Genomic DNA, 22,587 nt, shown 5'->3' with positions numbered 1-22,587 from the left:
AACCTACCGCCGCCTCGATCCGCGCCACGCGCGGGCGGATGTGCCGCCGCAGCCATGAGGCGAGTGAGAATGGTTGGGTGCACACGGGTGGACAGGCAGCCGACGCACTCCGGCTGAGTACCCCCGACGCCGGTGCGGTGGTCCGCAGCCTGATCGGTGTCTTGGCGGTTACTGCCGTCGCGCTGGCCGCTGGGTCCGGGGCGACGGCGATGTGGACGCTCGGCGGCGCCATCATCGCCAGTGCGATCGCGCTGCAGCGCAGTCCCGGCGGCCGGGTTCCCCTGGTGATGGCCGGCTCCGTCGAATTGGCCATCGCGGTGCTGCTCGGCTCCCTCTTCGGGGGCCACAGTGTGGTGTTCATCGTGATCGTGGCGCTCTGGTGCTTTGCCGCGGGCATGCAGTGGTCACTCGGCGCCAACGCCGGGCTGGTGGCCTCGGCCGCCAGCGCGCTGCTGGTGCTCGCCCCGCCGGCCCCGGTCAACCTGGCCCAGTCCGTATTGGCGCCCGCCCTGGTGATCATCGCCGGCGTGGTGCAGGCGGTGCTGATCGCCGTCTGGCCACCGCGGCGTTGGCGCGTCCAGCGCGAGGGACTGACCCGCGCATACCGCTCGTTGGCCGGCGACGCCCGCAACGTCGCCGCCGACTGCACCGCGACCGTCGACGATGCCCCGCTCACCTGGTTGCGGGAGGTCTTCGCCGACAGTCAGGTCAGCCAGCGACCCCGTGCCTACCACGGCGGATACCGGCTCCCGGAGCGCATCGCGGGCACCCTGGCCTCGTTGCGCTCCACCGCCGATCGGGACAACTCGACCGACGGCGGACAGGCATCGGCGGCCGAGGCGGGGTTACCACAGTTGCTCACCGCCGCGGCGGTGCTGCTCGACGCGATCGCCGACCACGGCCACACCGCCCGCCGGGACGCCGAGCACGCACTGGTTCGGGTCCGCACCGCGGCCGCCGCCGTGACCGGACCCGAAGCGGCGCTGGCGCAACGTCTGTGCGAACAGTTGCGCGAGGCCGCGGTGCTGCGGTTCGGCCAGTTGCACCGGCCCGATCTGATCGGCTCCCTGGCCTCGGCGCCCGCGGTGGTCCGCTCGCATCTGAGCTGGACCTCGCCGATCCTGCGGCACGCGATCCGGTTGTCGGTGACGACCGCGCTGGCCGTGGCGGCTGCCCGCTACGGCGGTCTCGAACACGGCTACTGGATGCCGCTGGCCGTGGTCGTGGTGCTGCGGCCCGAGACCGCGCACACCTACACACGCTGCGCCGGGCGGATCGCCGGCCTGGCGGTCGGGATCGTCGTCGCCTCGGTGCTCACCCTGCTGTGGCAGCCGGGCCCGATCGCCTCGACCGTCTGCGCCGTGATGTTCGTCGGGATCGCCTATGCGGTATCTCAATTCGGCTACCTCGCCGTAGGCGCGACGGTGGGTGCGATCGTGATCTTCACCGTCGGGGCCGGCGCCACGGCGCCCTGGGCGGGTCACACCGACCGGCTATTCGCGGTGATGATCGGCGGCGCCTTCGCGGTGATGGCCCATGTGGCGCTGCCCGACCACGCCCTGATCCGGCTGCGCCAGCGCGCCGGTGAATTGCTGATGACCGAGATCGACTATGCCGCACTGGTGATCAAGGCATTCGTGCACGAGATCGACCACCCCGCCGAGGTCCTGTCGGCGGCCTGGCAACGGGCGTTCCGCGCGCGGGCCGCCTTCGAAGCCGCGTGGGGCGCCACCAGCCTGGACCCGCCGATCCTGCGGCGCTGGCTGCGGTCCTACCGCACCGCGCTCAACTCGGTGACCAGCGCCTGCACCACCTTGGAGAACAGCCTGCCGACCCACCCGTCGTCGGCGCTACACGGCGAGTTCGTCGCCGCGGTGGACGATTACGTCGAGGCACTGCGCGGGGCACCACCAAGCCCCGCGGTGCCGTGGAGCCTGGACACCGCCGAGCTGTCGACCGCACTGCGGCGGGTGCACAACGTGGCCTCGACGCTGTCCGCCGACAACGGCGCGGCGCGCATCCTGATCGGCGAGCTCGCCACGATCACCCGCAGCCTCGAAGAGATCGCGATCGACCGGGTGGCCCCGGCCGGTGAATCTCGTTAGTCCTGTCCGCGCGCCCACTTCGGCAGGATGAAGACTCCCTCGGCCTCGGCGGTGATGCCGTGGGCATCTGAAACATGGCCGGAGGCAAACGCTTTGATCCCGTCGGTCCGGGTGATCCGGCCCTCGGCGTGCAGATCGCCCAGTGGGGTGGCCCGCAGATAACGAATGGTCAGGGTGCCGGTGAACCGGGGCCGGTCGGAGTCGCTGGCGGCCACCTCCCCCAGCACGTGGTCGAGCACCATGGCGACCATGCCGCCGTGGACATGCCCGGGCGGTCCTTCGTAGGCCGCGCCGAGGTGAAAGTCCGTCCGCACCCCGCCGTCGGGATCCTTGACGATCACCAACGGCGGCGCCATCGGATTCCGGATGCCGATCGCCGGGTTGCCCCACGGCATCCGGTCGCCGTCGGAGGTGTAGCGGACCCCGAACGGCCCGTCGATCTGTGCGGCCCGCAACCGCGCCGTGGCAGCGTCGATCAGCGCGCGCACCGCGGCGACCTCGTCGGCGTCGACCTCGGAGCGGATGGTGGCGTCGATCAGCGCGCGCACCGATCCGGCCAACGGCTCCCATACCGTCCGCAGACGCTGAACATCCGCGGAGGTGAGCCCCTCGACATGGGTGTAACCCGGCATGCCAGCACTAGACCACGTTCGCCTCGCCGGTGTCGAGTCGTCCGCGTACCGTCACCAAGGTGACGGATCCTGCCCAGACAGAGCCCTATTACCGGCTCGGGTCCTATCACCGGCCGACGGATACCCCCTCACGGCCGGTGCAGGTGTGGTTCGACCGCGGCATGGTCTGGTCGTATGCGTTCAACCACGAAGAAGCGGTCCGGTGCTTCGACCGTGCGCTGGCCCTCGACCCGGATTTCGCGCTCGCTCGCTGGGGTATCGCCTACGCGGTCGGCCCCAATTACAACAAGGCGTGGGAGTCCTTCGACCCAACCGACCTGAGCACCTCGCTCGCGCGGGCCCGGACCGAACTCGAGCGAGCCGCGACAGGCCGTGCCAGCGAGGTGGAACGCGGCCTGATCTCCGCGCTGCACAAGCGATTTCCCAGTGCCGACCCCGAGGACACAGTGACCCTGTCCACTGGCCACACCGCGTACGCCGACGCGATGGCGGCGCTGGCGCGGCGCCATCCCGAGGACCTCGACGTGCAGGCACTGGCCGCCGATGCGCTGCTCAACGTGACGGCGTGGGCCCTGTGGGACGGCCGCACCGGTGAGCCGGCGCCGGGATCCCGTGTGCTGGAGGCGAAACGCATTCTCGATGCGGCCCTGGCCACCGCGGCCGGCCGGCAACACCCCGGCATTCTGCACCTCTATATCCACGCCATGGAGATGTCGACGACGCCGCAGGCAGCCCTTCCGGCCGCCGATCTGCTGCGCGGGCTGGTGCCCGACGCCGGGCACTTGGAGCACATGGCCAGCCACATCGACGTCCTGTGCGGCGATTACCGCAGCTCGGTGACGGCCAATCTGGCTGCGGTGCAAGCGGACCGGAAGTTCGTCGCCCGCGAGGGAGCACTGAACTTCTACTCGCTCTACCGGGCGCACGACCTGCATTTCGTGGTCTACTCGGCGATGTTCGAGGGCAGTTCGCAGATCGCGCTCGACGCGGCCGACGAATTGGCCGCCCAGCTCACCCCTGAGTTGCTCGCCGTTCCGTCCCCACCGATGGCGGACTGGCTCGAGGCATTCGTGCCACTGCGGGTGCACGTCCTGGTGCGGTTCGGCCGGTGGGACGACCTGATCGCCGAGCCGTTGCCCACCGATCCGAATCTGTACTGCACCACCACCGCGACGATCCACTACGGCCGCGGCGTCGCCTATGCGGCCACCGGACAGACCGAACGGGCCCACACCGAGCTCGCGGAGTTCCTCGCCGCCTACCGGCGTATCCCCGCCACGCGCTACCTGTTCAACAACACCAGCCGCGACATCCTCGCCATCGCCGAGCAGATGCTGCGCGGCGAGATCGCCTACCGGGAAGGCGATCATCAGGGCGGCTTCGCCCATCTGCGCCGCGCGATCGAACTCGACGACGCGCTGCCCTACGACGAACCGTGGGGATGGATGCAGCCCACCCGGCACGCGTACGGCGCGCTACTGCTCGAACAGGGCCAGGTCGAACAGGCAGCGCGGGTGTACGCCGCCGATCTGGGTCTGGACCCCACGCTGAGCCGGTCCAGCCAGCATCCCAACAACGTGTGGAGCCTGCACGGCTACCACGAGTGCCTTCGTCGGCTGGGCCGCGACGCCGAGGCCCTCATCATCGGCAGGCAGCTCGAGGTGGCGCTGGCCCGGGCCGATGTCGCCGTGCGGGCCTCCTGCGCCTGCCGTCTGGAGGTCGTCCATCCGTGTTGCGACGACCGATCCTGAGCAGGCCGGCGCGTAAACTCGGCCGAGTGGCCATCAGCGAGAACGACCTCGGTCAGTTGCGCAAATGTGTCGAGTTGGCCCGTGAAGCACTCGACGACGGTGACGAACCGTTCGGATCGATCCTGGTCGACAACGCCGGCACGACGGTGTTCGCCGACCGCAATCGGGTCAAGGACGGCGACGCCACCCAGCATCCCGAATTCGCCATCGCCCGTTGGGCCGCGGCACACATGAGCCCCGGCGAGCGCGCCGGCGCCACGGTGTACACCTCCGGTGAGCACTGTCCGATGTGCGCGGCCGCACATGCCTGGGTGGGTTTGGGCCGCATCGTCTACGCCACGTCCTCGGCCCAGTTGAGCCGGTGGTTGTCGGAATGGAAAGTGGCGGCTGCGCCGGTCGCTGCGCTGCCGATCACGACGGTGGCTCCCGGCATCGAAGTGGACGGGCCGGCCGACGAACTCGTCGCACCGATGAAGGACCTCTACGCGGCGAAGTTCCGTGTCTGAACCGCAGTGGGTGGCGCACGCCATCTGGTGGCACGTCTATCCACTGGGCTTCGTCGGTGCGTTTCCGGCCGAGCCGCCGCCGACATCCGACGAACACCGGCTGCGGCGGATCGTCGGCTGGCTGGATCATGCCGTGCAGCTCGGCGCCTCCGGCATTGCACTCGGTCCGATCTTCGCGTCCCGAACCCACGGCTACGACACCACCGACCACTTCCGCATCGACCCGCGCCTTGGCGACGACGACGATTTCGACCACCTGGTGGCCGAGGCCCGCGACCGTGGTCTGCGCATCCTGCTCGACGGGGTGTTCAACCACGTGGGCACCGACTTCGCCCGCTACCGCGAAGCGCTCGACGGCGGACCGGACCATCCGTCTTCCGCGTGGTTTCGCCGTCGCCCCAACACCTCTCGATTCGACACCTTCGAAGGCCACGACGAGCTGATCGCGTTGAACCACGACAACGCCGAGGTGGTGGATTACACCGCGGCCGTCCTCGCGCACTGGCTCGACCGCGGTGCCGACGGCTGGCGCCTCGACGCCGCCTATGCGGTGCCCGACCGGTTCTGGGCACGGGTCCTGCCGTCGGTGCGCCAGAAGTTTCCGCACGCCTGGTTCGTCGGTGAGGTGATCCACGGTGACTACACCGCGACCGTGCAGGCGTCCACGGTCGATTCGGTGACCCAGTACGAGCTCTGGAAGGCCATCTGGAGCAGCCTCAATGACGAAAACTTCCACGAACTGGACTGGGCGCTCAAGCGGCACAACGACTTTCTGGACACGTTCGTTCCGTTGACCTTCATCGGCAACCACGACGTGACCCGGATCGCCAGCCAGCTGCAGAACCCCACACACGTCGAACATGCGCTCGCGGTGTTGCTGACCACCGGCGGGACCCCCAGCATCTACGCCGGTGACGAATCGGCCTACCGCGGCGTGAAAGAGCAGCGGCGCGGCGGTGACGATGCGGTCAGACCCGAATTCATTGCTCCCCCCGCGGATTCCGATGCCCTACGGCTGCACCGGCACCTGATCGGGCTGCGTCGTCGCCACCCGTGGCTGCACACCGCGACCACCTCACCGTTGTTGCTGACCAACTCGCACTACGTGTACCGGACCAGTGCCGGCGCCGAGTCCCTGATCGTCGCCCTCAATGTCGGCGATACGACGTTGAGGTTGTCGTTGCCCGATCTCGGTGTGCCGTCAGGTGTCGTCATCGCCGGTTCCGGCGCGCCACCGCAGGACGAGATCGGCCAAACGGACGTCGGCCCGCACGGTTGGTTGATCATCCAGCCGCACTGAGCAATTCGACGGTCAGCGGATCAGGTTCACCACCGTAGAACTTGTCCAGCAACGATTCGAAGTCGGCATTGTCCTCGGTGACCGCGGTGAACAACGTCATCGACGACCGCACCTTGAGGTCATCGGGGTGGCCGAACACCTCCCGCGCGGTCCGCCCGTCGATCTGTGCCACCAGCCGGGCACACTCCCGCAGCCGCGGACCCAGTGTCGGGTGGGCCAGATACGCGCTCGCCTCGTCAACAGAGGCAATCCCGTAGTGATGGGCCGTGGAACTGTGGCCCAAACCGCGCAATTGCGGAAAGACGAACCAGATCCAATGGCTGCGCTTGCGGCCGTCCCGCAACTCCCCCACGACCTGTGAATACACCCGATCTTGAGCCGTGACGAACCGGGCGAGGTCATACGGGTCATCGCCGACCATGCCGCCAATATCGCATACCCGCGTTATGTTTGGTTTCAATGTCTATTTTTGAGAAGGCAGCGTCTGAGCGAGCAGCGTCCGAGCCGGTAGCTTCCGCTCAGACCGAGTTCTCCTCGAAATTCCGCCGGCGCAGCACCCTGTCCCGCATCAGCATTCAGTCCAAGCTCCTGGCGATGTTGCTGATCACCAGCATGCTTTCGGCGGCAGTGGTCGGTGTCATCGGCTACCAGTCGGGCCGGAGCTCGCTGCGCGACTCGGTGTTCGACCGGCTGACCGAGACCAGGGCCGCACAGGCACGGCAGCTGGAGTCCGAGTACCGCTACCTGAGGAACTCGCTGGTGGTGTACACCCGGGGAGCCACAGCGGCCGAGGCCACGGCGGCGTTTACGACGGCGTTCGACCAGCTGCGCACAGACCCGGTGACGCCCGAGGAGCAGAAAGCCGTCTCCGGCTACTACCGCAAGCGCTTCTCCCGGAGCACCGACACCGCCTCGGGCAACCAGATCGACGTCGCGGCGCTGATCCCGACATCGAACGCCCAGATCCATCTGCAGGCCGCCTACACCGCGCCGTTCGACGACCGAGCCACGGCGATCACGATCGACGACGCGCGCGACGGCAGCGACTGGTCGGCGGCCAACGCCCGGTTCAACGACTACTTCCGCACGATCGTGACCCGATTCGGGTTCGAGGACGCCTTGCTTCTCGACACCCGCGGCAACGTGGTCTACAGCGCCTACAAGGGGCCCGACCTGGGTACCAACATCTTCCACGGACCGTACAAGAGCACAGCCCTGACACGGACATACCAGCAGGCGATCGAGTCCAACGCCCTCGACTACATCGGCGTCACCGACTTCGGCGCCTATCTGCCCGCGAACGGCCCCACCGCCTGGATGGTCGCCCCGATCCGTACGGGAGACCGCGTGGCCGGCGTCCTGGCCCTGCAGTTCCCGATTCGCGGGGTGAACCGAATAATGACCGCGGGCAGCAAGTGGGAGCGGGTCGGCATGGGTGAGACCGGCGAGTCCTACCTGGTCGGCCCGGACGGGCTGATGCGGTCGAACTCGAGACTGTTCATCGAAGACCCCGAACGCTTCGAACACGAGGTGATCCAGGCGGGAACGGCCCCCGATGTCGCCGAAAAGTCCATTCGCCAGGGCGGCACGACGATGGTGCAACCGGTGGCCAACCAGGCGTCCCGGCTGGCACAGCGCGGCCAATCGGGCACCCTCGTCGATATCGACTATCTGGGTAACGAGACCCTGATGTCCTATGCCCCGGTGCAGTTGCAAGGACTGGACTGGGTGGTGGTGGCCAAGATCGACACCGCCGAGGCCTTCGCCCCGGTCACGTCGTTCACCCGCACCCTGGTGCTGTCCACCGTGGCCATCATCCTGGTGGTGTGTGTCGCCGCGATTCTGTTGGCACGGTTCTTCGTACGCCCGCTGCGCCGCCTGGAAGCCGGGGCCCACCAGATCAGCTCCGGCGAGCTGGGGGTATCCCTGCCGGTCCTGTCCCGCGACGAATTCGGCGACCTGACAATCGCATTCAACGAGATGAGCCGAAATCTGCGGATCAAGGAGGACCTGCTCGAGGAACAGCGGCACGAGAACGACCGGCTGCTGCTGTCGATGATGCCCGAGCCGGTGGTCCAGCGGTACCGCGACGGCGAGGAGAACATCGCCCAGGACCACCAGAACGTCACCGTCGTCTTCGCCGACCTGCTCGGGCTCGAGGAGCTGTCAGCCGATCTGTGCGCCGACGACCTGCTGGCGATGGTCAACAATCTGATCCGCGAATTCGACTCGGCAGCAGAGAATCTCGGTGTCGAACCGGTCCGCACGTTGCACAACGGCTATCTGGCCAGCTGCGGGTTGACGGTGCCCCGACTCGACAACATCCGCCGCACTGTGGACTTCACCGTCGAGATGCAGCGCGTCGTCGACCGGTATCGCAACGAGTCCGGGTACGACGTACGGCTGCGGGCCGGTATCGACACCGGCACCGTGGGCAGCGGCCTGATCGGCCGATCCAACCTGGCCTATGACATGTGGGGATCCGCGGTCGATCTCGCCTACCAGGTGCAGAGCGGGGCACCCCAGGCCGGCGTGTACGTCACCGACCGGGTACGTGAGGCCACCCAGGACGCCCGGCAGTACACCGCCGTGGGATCGGTGACAGTCAACGACGTCGAAGTGCCGATCTGGCGATTGGCGGACCGTCAGTCATGAGAAGTGTGCTGGACACCGACTGGTTCTACTGGGCGTTGACGGTGGCCATCGGGCTGCCGGTCGGCCTGGTGGTGCTCACCGAACTGCACAACGCCCTGACCCGACGCGGCAGCTACCTGGCCCGGCCGATCGGCCTGCTACGCAACTACATTCTCCCGCTGGCCGCACTGCTGATCCTGCTGATCAAAGGTGGCGAGATCTCGGCAGAGACCACTCCCGTCCGTGTCGTTGCCACCGTCCTCGGTCTCGTGGTGATGATCCTGCTGCTGTCCGGTCTCAACGCGACCCTGTTCCAGGGCGCGCCAGAAGGCAGCTGGCGCAAGCGGATTCCGTCGATCTTCCTCGATGTGGCCCGGTTCGCGCTGATCGCCGTCGGGGTCGGCATGATCTTCGCGTACGTCTGGGGCGCCAACGTCGGCGGACTGTTCACCGCACTCGGGGTGAGCTCCATCGTGCTGGGCCTGGCCTTGCAGAACTCGGTGGGCCAGATCATCTCCGGTCTACTCCTGCTGTTCGAGCAGCCGTTCGAGCTCGGCGACTGGCTGGACACCCCCTCGGCGCGCGGACGTGTGGTCGAAGTCAACTGGCGCGCCACCCACATCGACACGGGCAGCGGCATGCAGGTGATGCCCAACTCGGTGCTGGCCGGCGCCTCGTTCACCAACCTGAGCCGCCCGGCCTCGTCGCATTCCATCTCGGTCACCACGGTGTTCGGCACGTCAGACTCCCCCGACGAAGTATGCCGACTCCTCACCCAGATCGGCAGTCGGCTGCCACAGCGGCGGCCCGGCGCCGCGCCCACCTCAGTAGCGTTGGGCCGCAATGAATATCGAACGTCGATACCACTGCGCTCACCGGTGGACGACGGCGCGGCCCGATCAACGTTTCTTCGCTGGGTCTGGTACGCGGCAAGGCGGGCCGAGTTGCATCTGGATCAGGCAGTCGACGATTTCAGCACCCCGGAACGGATGGACAAGGCAGTACGCGAGATTGCGCCGGCGCTGCGGTTGAGTTACACCGAACAGCAGGATCTGCTCACGCATTGCCGCCTGAGCCGGTTCGGCGCCGGTGAACAGGTGCAGTTCGCCGGGGAGGTCCCGAGCCGAATGAGTTTCATCGTCGAGGGCCGGATTCAGATGACGGTTGCCAGCCGAGACGGCTCGATCGCACCGGTACGCACACTCGGCAGCGGCGACTTCCTCGGCCAGTCGACGTTGATCCGCCAGAAGGCACTCGCGGACGGCCATGCCACCGTGGAAACCACACTCCTACAGGTGGAGCGCGAGTTCCTGGAGCGGCTGGTATTGCGGAATCCGTTGCTGCTTCAGGACATCAGCCGAATGATCGAGGAGCGTCGATCAACTGCTCAGCAGGTGTCGACCGCCGGCCCGCGGCCGGCTACGGTCTCGGCGCCGAGTTCCAATCGTTAGCCAACCGCGATCTGGTCGCACGGCGCTGTTACGGGTGTGACTGGTGTGGCCCGTGATTCACTTTGCTTACAAAGCGACGGCAAACGCTTGTGGCGAAGAAAGGTGGGTTGGTTGCCGTTATGAAGTTCCTCAGAAACATGCGTGGCACAGCGGAGTCTGCGCCGAAGATGTGGCTGCGCCGGTTGATGGTTGGAGCCGTTACGGCACTGGCCCTGCCCGGATTGGTCGGGCTCGTCGGCGGGTCGGCCAGCGCCGGCGCGTTCTCCCGGCCGGGGTTGCCGGTGGAGTATCTCGACGTGTTCTCCCCGTCGATGAACCGCGATATCCGCGTGCAGTTCCAGGGCGGCGGACCACATGCGGTCTACCTGCTCGACGGCCTGCGGGCGCAGGACGATTACAACGGCTGGGACATCAACACACCGGCATTCGAGTGGTACAACGATTCCGGCCTGTCGGTGGTCATGCCGGTCGGCGGGCAGTCGAGCTTCTACACCGACTGGTACCAGCCGTCGAAAGGCAATGGCCAGGACTACACGTACAAGTGGGAGACCTTCCTGACCCAGGAACTGCCCACCTGGCTGGCCGCCAACCGAGGTGTCTCCCAGACCGGTAACGCGGTCGTCGGCCTGTCGATGGCGGGCAGTGCCGCACTGACCTACGCGATCTACCACCCGCAGCAGTTCATCTATGCCGGAACACTTTCGGGCTTCTTGAACCCGTCCGAAGGCTGGTGGCCGATGCTGATCGGTCTGGCGATGAATGATGCGGGCGGGTACAACGCCGAGAGCATGTGGGGCCCGTCGACCGATCCGGCCTGGAAGCGCAACGACCCGATGGTCAACATCAACCAGCTGGTCGCCAACAACACCCGCGTCTGGATTTACTGCGGTACCGGCACCCCGTCCGATCTCGACGCCGGCACCAACGGCGGCAATCTGATGGCGGCGCAGTTCCTCGAAGGTCTCACGCTGCGGACCAACATCACGTTCCGGGACAACTACATTGCGGCCGGCGGCACCAACGGGGTGTTCAACTTCCCCGCCAACGGCACCCACTCCTGGGGCTACTGGGGCCAACAGCTGCAGCAGATGAAGCCCGACATCCAACGGGTGCTCGGCGCACAGTCGGCCACCTAGATCCATCACCACAGGGAGCCTGCCGTAACCCCCAGCGGCAGGCTCTCTGCTGTGTGCGGGAGTAGTTTGTGGAGGATGGTCGAGACCTCGTCGACACCCACGGCGAACGCTCGGATGCTAGGCGGGGTTGCCGCCGCCGCGGTGGCGCTCGGCGTGGCGCAACTCGTCGGCATCGGGTTCTCGCCGCAGGCCGATCCACGCGACGCGGTCGGCGCGGCGATCGTCGACCTCACACCGGGGCCGGTCAAAGAGTGGGCAATTCAGACCCTCGGCACGTTGGACAAACTGTTTCTGTCCGTGGTCGTGCTGGTGGTGATCGCCACCGTCGCCGCCCTCGCCGCGACCTACGAAACCCGCCGCCGGCCGGTGGGCAGCGCGATCTTCGTCGTCGCCGGAATCCTCGGATGCGCGGCCGTGCTCTCGCGGCCGGACTCGTCTGCGCTCGACGTGGTGCCCACGGTGATCGGCACCGCGGCCGGCGTGGCCGCGCTGCGGTGGCTTGCCGGCCGGCTGTGGACTGAACCGGCCGGCTCCCCCGGCTCCCCCGACGACGTCGACGACGTCGACGCCGGCCGGCGCGGCTGGCTGATCACCGCCGGGTTGCTCGGTGTCGGCATTGCCGGCGGAATCGTCGGCACCGTGATCGGCAGGCTGGCCAGTTCGGTGGCGGCAGAACGTGACAGCGCGGTGATCCCGACTCCGCGCGTACCGGCTCGGCCGGTCCCGGCAGAGGTCCAACCCGCCGGGGTGACCCTGCCGAGTTTCCTCACCGACAACGCCGACTTCTACCGGGTGGACGTCGCCCTGAGCGTCCCGCAGCTCAGCCGTCAGGATTGGCGGCTGCACATCCACGGCATGGTGGACCGCGAAGTCACCTATAGTTTCGCCGACCTGGACCGGTTCGAGGCCGTCGAAAAGGTCATCACGCTGACGTGTGTATCGAATCCCGTTGGTGGAGACCTGATCTCGAACGGCGTGTGGACCGGCTACCGCCTGACCGACCTGTTGGACGAGGCCGGAGTTCACCCCGACGCAGACATGCTGCTGTCGACGTCGGTCGACGGCTTCACCGTCGGCACCCCGGTGCAGGCCCTCACCGACGGGCGCGACGCCCTGCTCGCGGTGGGCCTCAACGGCCGGCCGCTACCGGTCGAACATGGTTATCCGGCCCGGCTGGTGGTGGCCGGCCTCTACGGTTACGTGTCTGCCACCAAGTGGGTCACCGACTTGGAACTCACCCGGTTCGACCGGGCCGAGGCGTATTGGACCAGGCAGGGCTGGGCGCCGCGGGGCCCGATCAAGACCGAGTCCCGCATCGACGTGCCGAGACCGCGGCAGAAGGTGCCGGCCGGACCGACGACCTTCGGTGGTGTCGCCTGGGCACAGAATCGCGGCGTGCGCGCCGTCGAGGTCCGCATCGACGACGGCCCATGGGTCCCGGCCCATCTGGGTGCGGCGTACTCCGATCAGACGTGGCGGCTGTGGAGCCTGCCGTGGCAGGCGAGCGACCCGGGCGACCACACGATCACGGTGCGCGCCATCGACAACACCGGCGTGGTCCAGACCGCGCAGGAAGCGCCGCCGGTGCCCGACGGGGCGACCGGTTGGCATTCGGTGACGTTCACCGTGGCTTAACGCCTGAGTCTGCGCCAGCTGACGACCGCGACCACGACACCGATCACCGCGGTGATCGGACCGATGATCGACCAGGTGGTGGTGTTGCTCATCGGGCTGCCCTGCAGCACACCGAATCCTTGCAGGGCCCAGATTGCCCCGAACAACGCCACGATCACACCGATCGCAAGCGTCACGATGAATCCCCGGTTCATGGAGTCGGATGCTACGCGCCGGTGGTCGCGTTCACCCACGGCGAACCCGTCCGCCAGTCGAACCGGGAACAAACCCATCACCGACAAGGTTGAGCGCATCAGACTGAACTTTGGAGGTTCGATGCCTGAACACACAACGCCGAATGCGTTGCCGGTCCTGTTCCTGAGCGAGCCGATCGTGCTGCCCGGAATGGTGGTGCCCGTCGAACTCGACGACGCCGCCCGCACCGCGGTGGCCGCAGCCCAGGCCAGCGAGGCCGGGAAACTGCTGATCGCCCCGCGGTTGGACGACCGGTACCCCACCCACGGTGTGATCGCCTCGATCGTGCAGACCGGTCGCATGCCCGGCGGCGTGGAAGCCGCCGTCGTCCGTGGTGAACGCCGTGCCCACATCGGGTCCGGCACCACCGGCCCCGGCACCGCGCTGTGGGTCGAGGTCGACGAGGTCGCCGATATCGAGTCGAGCGATGCCACCTTGGCCTTGGCAGCCGAGTACAAGAAGCTGCTGCTGGCCATGCTGCAGCGTCGCGAGGCGTGGCAGATCGTGGACGTGGTCAACAAGATCACCGATCCCTCGGCCCTGGCCGACACGGCCGGGTACGCCTCATATCTGACCGACGTGCAGAAGCGCGAGCTGTTGGAGACCGAAGACGTCGGCCGTCGCCTGAGCCTGCTCGTGGAATGGACCGGCGAACACCTGGCCGAGGTCGAGGTGAACGACAAGATCGCCGAGGACGTCCGGGCCGGCATGGACAAACAGCAGAAGGAATTCCTGCTGCGCCAGCAACTGGCCGCGATCCGCAAGGAGCTCGGCGAGTTGGGACCTGATGGCCAGGAAGGAGAAGCGGATTACCGGGCCCGCGTCGAGGCTGCCGATCTGCCCGAGAAGGTCCGGGAAGCGGCGCTTCGTGAGGTCGGCAAGCTGGAACGCTCCAGCGAGCAGAGCCCCGAAGGCGGCTGGATCCGCACCTGGCTCGACACTGTCCTGGACCTGCCGTGGAACGAGCGCACCGAGGACTCGACCGACCTCAAGGGAGCGCGGGAAATTCTGGACGCCGACCACCATGGGCTGGACGACGTCAAAGACCGCATCGTCGAGTACCTGGCCGTGCGGGCTCGTCGCGCCCAACGGGGCCTGGCCGTCGTCGGCGGTCGCGGATCGGGCGCGGTGATGGTGCTGACCGGTCCACCTGGGGTCGGCAAGACCTCGCTGGGCGAGTCCGTGGCGCGGGCGCTGGGCCGAAAATTTGTGCGCGTCGCCCTGGGCGGTGTGCGCGACGAGGCCGAGATCCGCGGTCACCGGCGCACCTACGTCGGTGCGCTGCCGGGTCGCATCGTGCGGGCCATCGGCGAGGCGGGTTCGATGAATCCCGTTGTGCTGCTGGACGAGATCGACAAGGTGGGTTCGGATTACCGGGGCGATCCGTCGGCCGCGCTGCTGGAGGTGCTGGACCCGGCGCAGAACCACACGTTCCGGGACCATTACCTTGATCTGGATCTGGACCTGTCCGACGTGGTGTTCCTGGCGACGGCCAACGTCATCGAGAACATCCCGTCCGCCCTGCTGGACCGGATGGAGCTGGTGCAGATCGACGGCTACACCGAGGACGACAAGGTCGCCATCGCGCGGGACTATTTGTTGCCACGGCAGGCCGAGAAAGCGGCGTTGACCGACTCCGAGGTGACGGTGACGGACGCGGCCCTGCGCAAGATCGCCGCGGACTACACCCGCGAGCCGGGTGTGCGGCAGTTCGAACGGCTGCTGGCCAAGGCACTGCGCAAGGTCACCACGAAGCTCGACTCGACGTCGGCTCCGATCACGATCGATGAGCCGGATCTGGTCGGATACCTGGGCCGTCCCAGGTTCACCCCCGAATCCGACGAACGCACCGCGGTGCCGGGGGTGGCGACCGGTCTGGCCGTCACCGGCCTGGGTGGCGATGTGCTCTACATCGAGGCCAGCGCGAACGACGGTGAAGCCGGACTGGCGCTCACCGGTCAGCTGGGTGACGTGATGAAGGAATCGGCGCAGATCGCGCTGTCCTACGTGCGCGCCCACGCCGAGCAGTTGGGCGTCGACCCGAAAGCGCTGGACCGCCGCATCCACGTGCACGTGCCGGCCGGCGCGGTGCCCAAGGACGGCCCGTCGGCCGGCGTCACGATGGTCACCGCCCTGGTGTCGATGGCCACCGGACGGCAGGTCCGCGGCGACGTCGGGATGACCGGCGAGGTCACCCTCAACGGCCGGGCGCTACCGATCGGCGGGGTCAAGCAGAAGCTGCTGGCCGCGCAGCGGGCCGGGCTGAAGACGGTGTTCATCCCGGCGCGCAACGAGCCCGATCTGGACGACGTCCCGGCCGAGGTGCTCGACGCCCTGGAGGTCAAACCGATGACCGACGTGGCCGACATCGTCGCCGAGGCGCTCGAGCCGATCCAAGAGGCGGCATCGGTCGCCGCGTAGGTGGGTATCCCGTCTGCAACCAACGGCGGGGAGGGACGATGGACGACACTGAACTCGATCAATGGGATCCGATCGTCACCCGGCAGGCGGAGTCGGTGGCCGCCCCGATCGCCAAATGGTGGTTTCGTTCCGAGGTCCGTGGCCTGGAGAACATTCCAGGCCACGGCGGGGCGCTCGTGGTCGCCAATCACTCCGGCGGGATGCTGACTCCTGACGTCCTGGTCTTCGCCCCGGCGTTCTACCGGCATTTCGGATATGGCCGCCCGCTCTACACCCTGGCCCACTACGGCGTGCTGCTCGGACCGACCGGCACACTGTTCCGGCGGCTCGGGGTGATCCACGCCAGCCGCGAGAACGCCGCGGCCGCCCTGCACTCGGGCGCGGTTGTGCTGGTGTTCCCCGGCGGCGATTACGACGCCTACCGGCCGAGCGCCGAGGCCAACACGATCGACTTCAACGGCCGCACCGGCTACGTGCGCACCGCGCTCGCGGTCGGCGTCCCGATCGTGCCGACGGTGTCGATCGGGGCCCAGGAAAGCCAGTTGTTCCTCACCCGGGGCAATTGGCTGGCCAAGCGGCTGGGCCTGCCCCGCTTTCGGCTGGAGATCCTGCCGGTGAGCGTCGGCCTGCCGTTCGGGCTCAGCGTCATCGTGCCGCCCAACCTGCCGCTGCCCACCACGGTCGTCACCGAGGTCCTGCCGCCCATCGACATCACGGCCCGCTTCGGCTCCGACCCCGATGTCGCCGAGGTCGACGCGCACATCCGCGGGGTGATGCAGACCGCGCTGGATCGACTGGCGGCGAAACGGCGGTTCCCGGTGCTGGGCTGAGGCCGGGCGCATGGAATCCTGTCGGGCGTGACGTCAGAAGCAACCACGGGCGAACGGCACCTGTCCCGCCAGCTGTCCAACCGGCACATCCAGCTCATCGCAATCGGTGGCGCGATCGGAACCGGCCTGTTCATGGGCTCGGGCAAGACGGTGTCGCTGGCCGGGCCCTCGGTGATCTTCGTCTACATGATCATCGGCTTCATGCTCTTCTTCGTGATGCGGGCGATGGGCGAACTGCTGTTGTCCAACCTGCATTACAAGTCGTTCGCCGACTTCGCCGCCGACCTGCTCGGCCCGTGGGCCGGCTTCTTCACCGGCTGGACGTACTGGTTCTGCTGGATCGTCACCGGCGTGGCCGACGTGGTGGCGATCTCGGGGTACGTCGCCTACTGGTGGCCCGATCTACAGCTGTGGATCCCGGCGCTGGCGACGGTGGTGGTGCTGATCGCGTTGAACCTGCCGACCGTGCGGGCGTTCGGCGAAACCGAATTCTGGTTCGCCCTGATCAAGATCATCGCCATCGTGGCGCTGATCGTCGTCGGCCTGGTGATGGTGTTCACCCACTTCGAGTCCCCCGGCGGCTCGCACGCCAGCTTCGCCAACCTGTGGAACGACGGCGGCTTCTTCCCCACCGGCCCGATGGGGTTCGTGGCCGGATTCCAGATCGCCACCTTCGCGTTCGTCGGCATCGAACTCGTCGGCACCACCGCAGCCGAGGCCAAGAACCCCGAACGCAACCTGCCCAAGGCGATCAACTCGATCCCCGTGCGCGTCATGCTGTTCTACGTCGCGGCCCTGATCGTCATCATCTCGGTCACGCCGTGGCGGATGATCGACCCGCAGCACAGCCCGTTCGTGGCGATGTTCACGCTCGCCGGCCTCGGCATCGCTGCCTCGGTCGTCAATTTCGTGGTGCTGACCTCGGCAGCGTCGTCGGCCAACTCCGGCATCTATTCCACCTCGCGGATGGTCTACGGTCTGGCCGCCGAGGGGGACGCCCCGACCCCGTTCGGCCGGCTCACCAACCGGCGCGTGCCGGCCAACGCGCTGTTCCTGTCCGGGGTGTTCCTGCTGTCGGGTGTGGTGATGGTGGCCGTCGGCGATTCGATCATCGAAGCCTTCACGATCGTCACCACCATCTCGTCGCTGTGCTTCATGTTCGTGTGGACGATCATCCTGTCCAGCTACCTCGTCTACCGCAAACGCCGGCCGCACCTGCACGAGACGTCGAAGTTCAAGATGCCCGGCGGTGTCGCGATGTGCTACGTCGTCCTGGGGTTCTTCGTCTTCCTGATCGTGGCCTTCACGCTCAAGGAAGACACCAGGCAGGCCCTGCTGGTCACCCCGATCTGGTTCATCGTGCTCGCGGTCGCCTGGGCTGTGCTGCGCCGCCGGCCCAGGCATCTCGCCCGCGAAGCCGCGTTCCGTGCCGATCTGGAGTCCCCGGATTCCGACTAAGGTGATCCCATGGTGGATCTTGGTGATCTCAAGCGTCGCATCGTCCACGGCGCCCAGCGCCTCGTCGTCAACCCGGTGGGCCGGCAACTACCCATCACCATGCTGGAGACCACCGGCCGCAAGACCGGCCAACCGCGGCGCACCGCCGTCGGTGGCCGGGTCGTCGACGGACAGTTCTGGATGGTCTCCGAACACGGCGACCGCGCGCACTACGTACTGAACATCAAGGCGAATCCCGCTGTGCGGGTACGGATCAACGGCACCTGGCGCACCGGCACGGCGCACCTGCTGCCCGACGACGACCCGGTCGCCCGATTGAGAGAACTACCGGCGCTCAACAGCGCGGTGGTTCGGGTCATGGGCAGCGACCTGCTCACCATCCGGATCGACCTCGACTGATGCCTGTTTCGCCATAACGGCCGAGAATGGCCGTTAACATAGGGGCTGCCTGACAACGACGGGGGCCCAACGAATGTTGACCGCAGTACGCAAGATCCTCGAGTTCCAGATGACGATCGCGGAGTGGATCGGTACGGCGATCATCCTCGCCGTCCCCTATCTGCTGATCGGCCTGATCTGGTCGCTCACCCATACCAGCCACCTGGCCGGTATGCACGGCGCCGATGCGGTGGTGTCCTTCCTGGGCTCCATCGTGTCGTGGCCAGTGCTGCTGTTCACCAACGTGTGCATGAGCTGAGGAGGAACGGCGAATGCCTGTCGAGAACCGGATCTCGGTCACCCGGCGCACCGCGCGGTGGTCCGAGCACGACGTCACCATCGCCGACGCGATGGACCTGTGGGGCTTCGCGGCCGGCGCAGCCAACGTGATCATGCAACTGTCCCGGCCCGGCGTCGGTTACGGGGTCGTGGAGAGCACCGTGGATTCCGGCAACCTGCTCAAGCACCCGTGGAAACGGGCGCGCACCACGCTCAGCTATCTGGCCGTGGCCATCCTCGGCACTCCCGGGGACCGGGCCGCCTTCCGCGATGCCGTCGACGTGGCCCACCGCCAGGTCCGGTCCGGGCCGTCAAGTCCCGTGCCCTACAACGCTTTTGACCGCGACCTACAACTGTGGGTGGCAGCCTGCCTGTTCGTCGGCTTGGAAGACGTCTATCAACTGCTGCGTGGCGAGATGACCGAGGTCCAGGCCGAGCAGTTCTACCACTCGGCGGCCACCCTGGGCACCACGTTGCAGGTCAGTCCCGAGCAGTGGCCGGCGACCCGGGCGGAATTCGACACCTACTGGGATCAGGCCTGCGCGCAGGTCGCCATGGACGACGTCGTCCGGCAGTACTTGCACGATCTCGTGAACCTGCGGATGATCACCCCGCTGCTGCGAATTCCCTTCCGGCCACTGCTGAAATTCCTCACCGCGGGGTTCTTGGCGCCAGTGTTCCGCGATGCCGTCGGCTTCACGTGGGGTCCGGGCCGGCAACAACTGTTCGAGTGGCTCTTTCTTCTCGTGGCTTTCGGCAACCGGTTCCTGCCGGTGTTCATCCGCCAGGGCGGCAGCTACCTGTTGCTGGCCGACGTGCGCCGACGGGTGGCGGCCGACAAGGCACTGATCTGATGACCCGGCTGCGCCGGATTTTGAGCTACCAGGCCAGCGTCGAGCAGGTGCTGGAGACGTTGATGTGGCTGTCGCTGCCCTATCTCACGATCGGCCTGGTGTTCACGTTCTTTCATCCCGAGCAGGTACAGCTGATCGAAACGAGCCTGCTGACCAAGTTCCCGGCCGGCGCCGACCTGGTCGCGTTCGGCCAGGTGACCTTGCTGTGGCCGTTCCTGTTACTCGGCGCCGACATCTGCATCGCGGCGTGAGCGCCCGCTAGGGTCTTGCCTCGTGAAGGCCTGCCTCGTCGTCTGTGCACTCTTCGGCGCCGCCGCGCTTGCCGGCTGCGCTTCGGAAACCGTCATCAACACCGACGATGCCGCACCGCCCCCGGCGGTGAGCACCACGGCGGCGCCACCGGTGTTCAGCACCGCGCACCTGGTCAACGCGGCCGACTACGCGCTCGAGGTCGACGGCCGCAAAGGCTATTACTTCAGCACCCCCAGCGGGCGGTGGCGCTGCGCGATCCTGCCCCGAGACCGCGCCGGTTGCCAGCAGGCGAACGGCACGTCGGCCATCGGGGTGACCGGGGCGCCCACGGAGGTGCCCGACCCGACCGGCGGCACCGCCGTACCGAACGCCCTCGTCCTCGGCCAGGACACCGACGCCTATTTCGCGGCCCTGACCGAGCCGGACTTCGCCCAAAGCGAGGCCGTGGTGCTGCCGTTCGGCAAGGTGTTGGCAGTGGCCGGGTTTCGGTGCAATGTCCAGGAGCAGTCCGGGGTGTCGTGCGTGCGGGAGTTGACCGGCCGAGGTTTCACCTTCTCCGCCGAGGGCTACACCCAGCACTACACAGACGTCCCCTAGCGATGGCAGATGATCAGGATCGGCACCTCGGGTTGGTCATACGACCACTGGACCGGGGTGCTCTATCCACGCGGGACCCCCGCGAAGGCGAGGCTGGGCCTCTACGTCGGCGAGTTCGACACCGTGGAGCTCAACGGCAGCTTCTACCGCTGGCCCGCTGACACCACGTTCACCGGCTGGCGCGATCAGCTACCCGACGGCTTCACGATGTCGGTCAAGGCCCACCGGGGCCTGACCCACTTTCGGCGGCTGCGCTCACCGGAACCCTGGACGCCGCGGTTCGAGCAGTACTGGCACCTGCTCGGGGACCACAACGAGGCCCTGCTGGTGCAGCTGCACCCGGCGATCGAACGCGACGACGAACTGCTCGACGCCTTCCTGGCGCAGCTGCCCCGCCACATCCGGGTGGCGATGGAATTGCGTCACCCGTCCTGGCACGATCCCGCCGTGTTCGCGGTGTTGGAGCGTCACCACGCCGCCTATGTGGTGATGAGCGGACCGGGACTGGTGTGCCGGCCGGTGGCCACCGCCGAACTGGTGTATGTCCGTATGCACGGTCCGGGCGACGTACAACACCACATGTACGCCGAGCCCTACTCCGACGACGAACTTGCCCAGTGGGCGCAACAGATTCTGCGGTGGGACCGCGACGGTCACCGCGTCGTCGTGTACTTCAACAACGATCTGGGTGGTCACGCCGTACGCAATGCTCGAAAACTCAAGCAGTTGGTGTCGGGCGAGTACGCTGAATCGACATGACGACGTCGCCCACATTCGTGATCGTCGGTGGCGGCCTATCCGGCGCCAAGGCCGCTGAAGCACTGCGCGACAACGACTTTGACGGCCACGTCGTGTTGTTCGCCGCTGAGGATCACCTGCCGTACGAGCGCCCACCGCTGTCCAAGGAATACCTGGCCGGCACAAAGACCCTCGACGACTTCACCGTCGACACCCGCGCCTGGTACCGCGACCACAACGTCGACCTGAGATTGGGCACCGAGGTCACCGCCGTCAACGCCGCCGAGCACACCGTGGCGTTGCCCGACGGGACCACCGTCGGCTACGACAAACTGCTGCTGGCCACCGGGTCGGCCTCCCGGCGTCCACCGATTCCCGGTGCGGACGCGGCCGGGGTGCACTATCTGCGCACGATCGACGAGGCCGTGGCACTGAGCGCGGCGTTGACCCCGGGCGCGACGCTGGCCGTCGTGGGCGCCGGATGGATCGGGCTGGAGGTCACCGCCGGCGCGCGCGAGCGCGGCGTGGACGTCACCGTCGTCGAGGCGGCATCTCAACCGCTCCTGGCGGCGTTGGGCCCCGAGCTGGGCGAGGTGTTCGCGCGGCTGCACCGCGAGCACGGAGTCGACCTGCGGCTGGGCCAGTCGGTGCAGGAGATCACCAGCGCCGACGGCACCGCCACCGGACTGCGGCTCGGCGACGGATCCAGCGTCACCGCCGATGCCGTGTTGGTCGCCGTGGGCGCGGCGCCGAACATCGGGCTGGCCGAGCAGGCCGGACTGGACGTCGGTGCCGGCGGCGTGGTCGTCGACGCCGGTCTGCGCACCAGCGACCCGGACATCTTCGCCGTCGGAGACATCGCCGCCGCGCAGCATCCGCTGTTCGGGGTGCGGATCCGCACCGAACACTGGGCCAACGCGCTCAAACAGCCCGCGGTGGCGGCCGCGGGGATGTTGGGCCGAAGCGTCGAATACTCAGAGCTGCCCTATTTCTTCACCGATCAGTACGACCTCGGCATGGAGTACGTCGGACATGCACCCGAATATGAGCGTGTGGTGTTCCGTGGCGACGTTGCTGGGCGGGAATTCGTCGCGTTCTGGCTCGACGCCGACAACCGTGTCCTGGCCGGGATGAACGTCAACGTGTGGGACGTCCTTGACGACGTCAAGGCAATGATCCGGGCGCGCACTGCGGTCGATCCGCAACGTATCGCCGACCCGGCACAGCCGCTGTCGGCCGGATAGCTGCGCGCCCCGCACCCGCCGGCCGGGCGAAGTCGGTGCGGCGCAACGACATTCTCGTCGGGTCGGGGGTACGCGCTAACGTGCAGGAGTCA

The 22,587-nt window shown here is 67.4% G+C and carries 21 protein-coding genes; 18 read left to right on the top strand and 3 right to left on the bottom strand.

The window, feature by feature from the left end:
* Nucleotides 1-77: 77 nt before the first annotated feature.
* Complete coding sequence (locus A5699_RS10085) at nt 78-2,105, top strand: FUSC family protein (RefSeq protein ID WP_067768838.1); 2,028 nt, start codon at nt 78-80, stop codon at nt 2,103-2,105.
* On the opposite strand, the gene A5699_RS10080 is transcribed toward A5699_RS10085, so the two are convergent.
* Nucleotides 2,102-2,737: a PaaI family thioesterase gene (locus A5699_RS10080; RefSeq protein WP_067768748.1), complete on the bottom strand. Its 636-nt coding sequence runs from the start codon at nt 2,735-2,737 to the stop codon at nt 2,102-2,104. The two genes, A5699_RS10085 and A5699_RS10080, sit on opposite strands and share 4 nt — an antisense overlap.
* A gap of 59 nt (nt 2,738-2,796) precedes the next feature.
* Between A5699_RS10080 and A5699_RS10075 the strand changes: the two genes are divergently transcribed.
* Genes A5699_RS10075 through A5699_RS10065 form a run of 3 tightly spaced genes read left to right on the top strand, consistent with a single transcriptional unit; the run spans nt 2,797 to nt 6,294 of the window.
* On the top strand, nt 2,797-4,488 hold the full coding sequence (locus tag A5699_RS10075; RefSeq protein ID WP_067768840.1) for a tetratricopeptide repeat protein: 1,692 nt from the start codon (nt 2,797-2,799) through the stop codon (nt 4,486-4,488).
* A 26-nt stretch (nt 4,489-4,514) separates the two neighbouring features.
* The gene (locus A5699_RS10070) at nt 4,515-4,994 is read left to right on the top strand and encodes a nucleoside deaminase (protein WP_067768746.1); all 480 of its coding nucleotides are present in this window, start codon (nt 4,515-4,517) and stop codon (nt 4,992-4,994) included.
* Nucleotides 4,987-6,294: an alpha-amylase family protein gene (locus A5699_RS10065; RefSeq protein WP_067768744.1), complete on the top strand. Its 1,308-nt coding sequence runs from the start codon at nt 4,987-4,989 to the stop codon at nt 6,292-6,294. Before A5699_RS10070 ends, A5699_RS10065 begins: the two co-directional genes overlap by 8 nt.
* Here A5699_RS10065 and A5699_RS10060 read toward each other — a convergent pair.
* Nucleotides 6,278-6,715 (bottom strand): DUF1810 domain-containing protein, encoded by a 438-nt coding sequence (locus tag A5699_RS10060; RefSeq protein ID WP_067768742.1) that lies wholly within the window; start codon nt 6,713-6,715, stop codon nt 6,278-6,280. The two genes, A5699_RS10065 and A5699_RS10060, sit on opposite strands and share 17 nt — an antisense overlap.
* 38 nt (nt 6,716-6,753) lie before the next feature.
* On the opposite strand from A5699_RS10060, the gene A5699_RS10055 reads away from it, so the two are divergent.
* The 4 genes from A5699_RS10055 (at nt 6,754) to A5699_RS10040 (ending at nt 13,150) form a co-directional block, all read left to right on the top strand.
* Nucleotides 6,754-8,949: an adenylate/guanylate cyclase domain-containing protein gene (locus A5699_RS10055; protein ID WP_082957649.1), complete on the top strand. Its 2,196-nt coding sequence runs from the start codon at nt 6,754-6,756 to the stop codon at nt 8,947-8,949.
* Nucleotides 8,946-10,379 (top strand): mechanosensitive ion channel domain-containing protein, encoded by a 1,434-nt coding sequence (locus A5699_RS10050; RefSeq protein WP_067768740.1) that lies wholly within the window; start codon nt 8,946-8,948, stop codon nt 10,377-10,379. Before A5699_RS10055 ends, A5699_RS10050 begins: the two co-directional genes overlap by 4 nt.
* Nucleotides 10,380-10,516: 137 nt before the next feature.
* Nucleotides 10,517-11,515, top strand: coding sequence for an esterase family protein (locus tag A5699_RS10045; protein WP_076240515.1), 999 nt, complete (start codon nt 10,517-10,519; stop codon nt 11,513-11,515).
* A 75-nt stretch (nt 11,516-11,590) separates the two neighbouring features.
* Nucleotides 11,591-13,150, top strand: a complete 1,560-nt coding sequence (locus A5699_RS10040; RefSeq protein WP_231965670.1) for a molybdopterin-dependent oxidoreductase — start codon at nt 11,591-11,593, stop codon at nt 13,148-13,150.
* On the opposite strand, the gene A5699_RS10035 is transcribed toward A5699_RS10040, so the two are convergent.
* Entirely contained in the window at nt 13,147-13,344 is a 198-nt protein-coding gene (locus A5699_RS10035) for a hypothetical protein (protein ID WP_067768834.1), read from the bottom strand. The genes A5699_RS10040 and A5699_RS10035 overlap by 4 nt on opposite strands.
* Nucleotides 13,345-13,465: 121 nt before the next feature.
* On the opposite strand from A5699_RS10035, the gene lon reads away from it, so the two are divergent.
* The 10 genes from lon to A5699_RS09985 all read left to right on the top strand — a co-directional run bounded on the left by lon (nt 13,466) and on the right by A5699_RS09985 (nt 22,495).
* Entirely contained in the window at nt 13,466-15,805 is a 2,340-nt protein-coding gene (gene lon, locus A5699_RS10030; RefSeq protein WP_067768734.1) for an endopeptidase La, read from the top strand.
* Nucleotides 15,806-15,843: 38 nt separating this feature from the next.
* Complete coding sequence (locus tag A5699_RS10025; protein WP_067768732.1) at nt 15,844-16,635, top strand: lysophospholipid acyltransferase family protein; 792 nt, start codon at nt 15,844-15,846, stop codon at nt 16,633-16,635.
* A 27-nt stretch (nt 16,636-16,662) separates the two neighbouring features.
* Nucleotides 16,663-18,093 (top strand): D-serine/D-alanine/glycine transporter, encoded by a 1,431-nt coding sequence (gene cycA, locus A5699_RS10020; protein WP_067768730.1) that lies wholly within the window; start codon nt 16,663-16,665, stop codon nt 18,091-18,093.
* Nucleotides 18,094-18,102: 9 nt separating this feature from the next.
* Nucleotides 18,103-18,492 (top strand): nitroreductase/quinone reductase family protein, encoded by a 390-nt coding sequence (locus A5699_RS10015; protein ID WP_067768728.1) that lies wholly within the window; start codon nt 18,103-18,105, stop codon nt 18,490-18,492.
* Between the two features lie 73 nt (nt 18,493-18,565).
* Nucleotides 18,566-18,790: a hypothetical protein gene (locus tag A5699_RS10010; RefSeq protein WP_067768726.1), complete on the top strand. Its 225-nt coding sequence runs from the start codon at nt 18,566-18,568 to the stop codon at nt 18,788-18,790.
* A 13-nt stretch (nt 18,791-18,803) separates the two neighbouring features.
* Complete coding sequence (locus A5699_RS10005) at nt 18,804-19,664, top strand: oxygenase MpaB family protein (protein ID WP_067768724.1); 861 nt, start codon at nt 18,804-18,806, stop codon at nt 19,662-19,664.
* Nucleotides 19,664-19,915, top strand: a complete 252-nt coding sequence (locus A5699_RS10000; RefSeq protein WP_067768722.1) for a hypothetical protein — start codon at nt 19,664-19,666, stop codon at nt 19,913-19,915. Before A5699_RS10005 ends, A5699_RS10000 begins: the two co-directional genes overlap by 1 nt.
* A 22-nt stretch (nt 19,916-19,937) precedes the next feature.
* Nucleotides 19,938-20,513, top strand: a complete 576-nt coding sequence (locus A5699_RS09995) for a hypothetical protein (RefSeq protein WP_067768720.1) — start codon at nt 19,938-19,940, stop codon at nt 20,511-20,513.
* 9 nt (nt 20,514-20,522) lie between these two features.
* The gene (locus A5699_RS09990; protein ID WP_067768718.1) at nt 20,523-21,272 is read left to right on the top strand and encodes a DUF72 domain-containing protein; all 750 of its coding nucleotides are present in this window, start codon (nt 20,523-20,525) and stop codon (nt 21,270-21,272) included.
* Complete coding sequence (locus A5699_RS09985) at nt 21,269-22,495, top strand: NAD(P)/FAD-dependent oxidoreductase (RefSeq protein ID WP_067768716.1); 1,227 nt, start codon at nt 21,269-21,271, stop codon at nt 22,493-22,495. Before A5699_RS09990 ends, A5699_RS09985 begins: the two co-directional genes overlap by 4 nt.
* The last annotated feature ends 92 nt before the right edge of the window (nt 22,496-22,587 follow it).

The organism is Mycobacterium sp. E802 (assembly GCF_001666875.1).
Lineage (GTDB): Bacteria > Actinomycetota > Actinomycetes > Mycobacteriales > Mycobacteriaceae > Mycobacterium.
Note: the sequence above shows the minus strand (reverse complement) of the source record. Positions and strands in the feature narration are given on the sequence as shown.

Bases quoted from the DNA above. Each gene is read 5' to 3' on its own strand.
- A5699_RS10055 (WP_082957649.1), top strand. From the start codon at position 6,754: ATGTCTATTTTTGAGAAGGCAGCGTCTGAGCGAGCAGCGTCCGAGCCG.
- A5699_RS10000 (WP_067768722.1), top strand. From the start codon at position 19,664: ATGACCCGGCTGCGCCGGATTTTGAGCTACCAGGCCAGCGTCGAGCAG.
- A5699_RS10040 (WP_231965670.1), top strand. From the start codon at position 11,591: ATGGTCGAGACCTCGTCGACACCCACGGCGAACGCTCGGATGCTAGGC.
- A5699_RS10080 (WP_067768748.1), bottom strand. From the start codon at position 2,737: ATGCCGGGTTACACCCATGTCGAGGGGCTCACCTCCGCGGATGTTCAG.
- A5699_RS10060 (WP_067768742.1), bottom strand. From the start codon at position 6,715: ATGGTCGGCGATGACCCGTATGACCTCGCCCGGTTCGTCACGGCTCAA.
- A5699_RS10050 (WP_067768740.1), top strand. From the start codon at position 8,946: ATGAGAAGTGTGCTGGACACCGACTGGTTCTACTGGGCGTTGACGGTG.
- A5699_RS10010 (WP_067768726.1), top strand. From the start codon at position 18,566: ATGTTGACCGCAGTACGCAAGATCCTCGAGTTCCAGATGACGATCGCG.
- A5699_RS09990 (WP_067768718.1), top strand. From the start codon at position 20,523: ATGATCAGGATCGGCACCTCGGGTTGGTCATACGACCACTGGACCGGG.
- lon (WP_067768734.1), top strand. From the start codon at position 13,466: ATGCCTGAACACACAACGCCGAATGCGTTGCCGGTCCTGTTCCTGAGC.
- A5699_RS10025 (WP_067768732.1), top strand. From the start codon at position 15,844: ATGGACGACACTGAACTCGATCAATGGGATCCGATCGTCACCCGGCAG.
- A5699_RS09985 (WP_067768716.1), top strand. From the start codon at position 21,269: ATGACGACGTCGCCCACATTCGTGATCGTCGGTGGCGGCCTATCCGGC.
- A5699_RS10045 (WP_076240515.1), top strand. From the start codon at position 10,517: ATGCGTGGCACAGCGGAGTCTGCGCCGAAGATGTGGCTGCGCCGGTTG.
- A5699_RS10015 (WP_067768728.1), top strand. From the start codon at position 18,103: ATGGTGGATCTTGGTGATCTCAAGCGTCGCATCGTCCACGGCGCCCAG.
- A5699_RS10005 (WP_067768724.1), top strand. From the start codon at position 18,804: ATGCCTGTCGAGAACCGGATCTCGGTCACCCGGCGCACCGCGCGGTGG.
- A5699_RS10035 (WP_067768834.1), bottom strand. From the start codon at position 13,344: ATGAACCGGGGATTCATCGTGACGCTTGCGATCGGTGTGATCGTGGCG.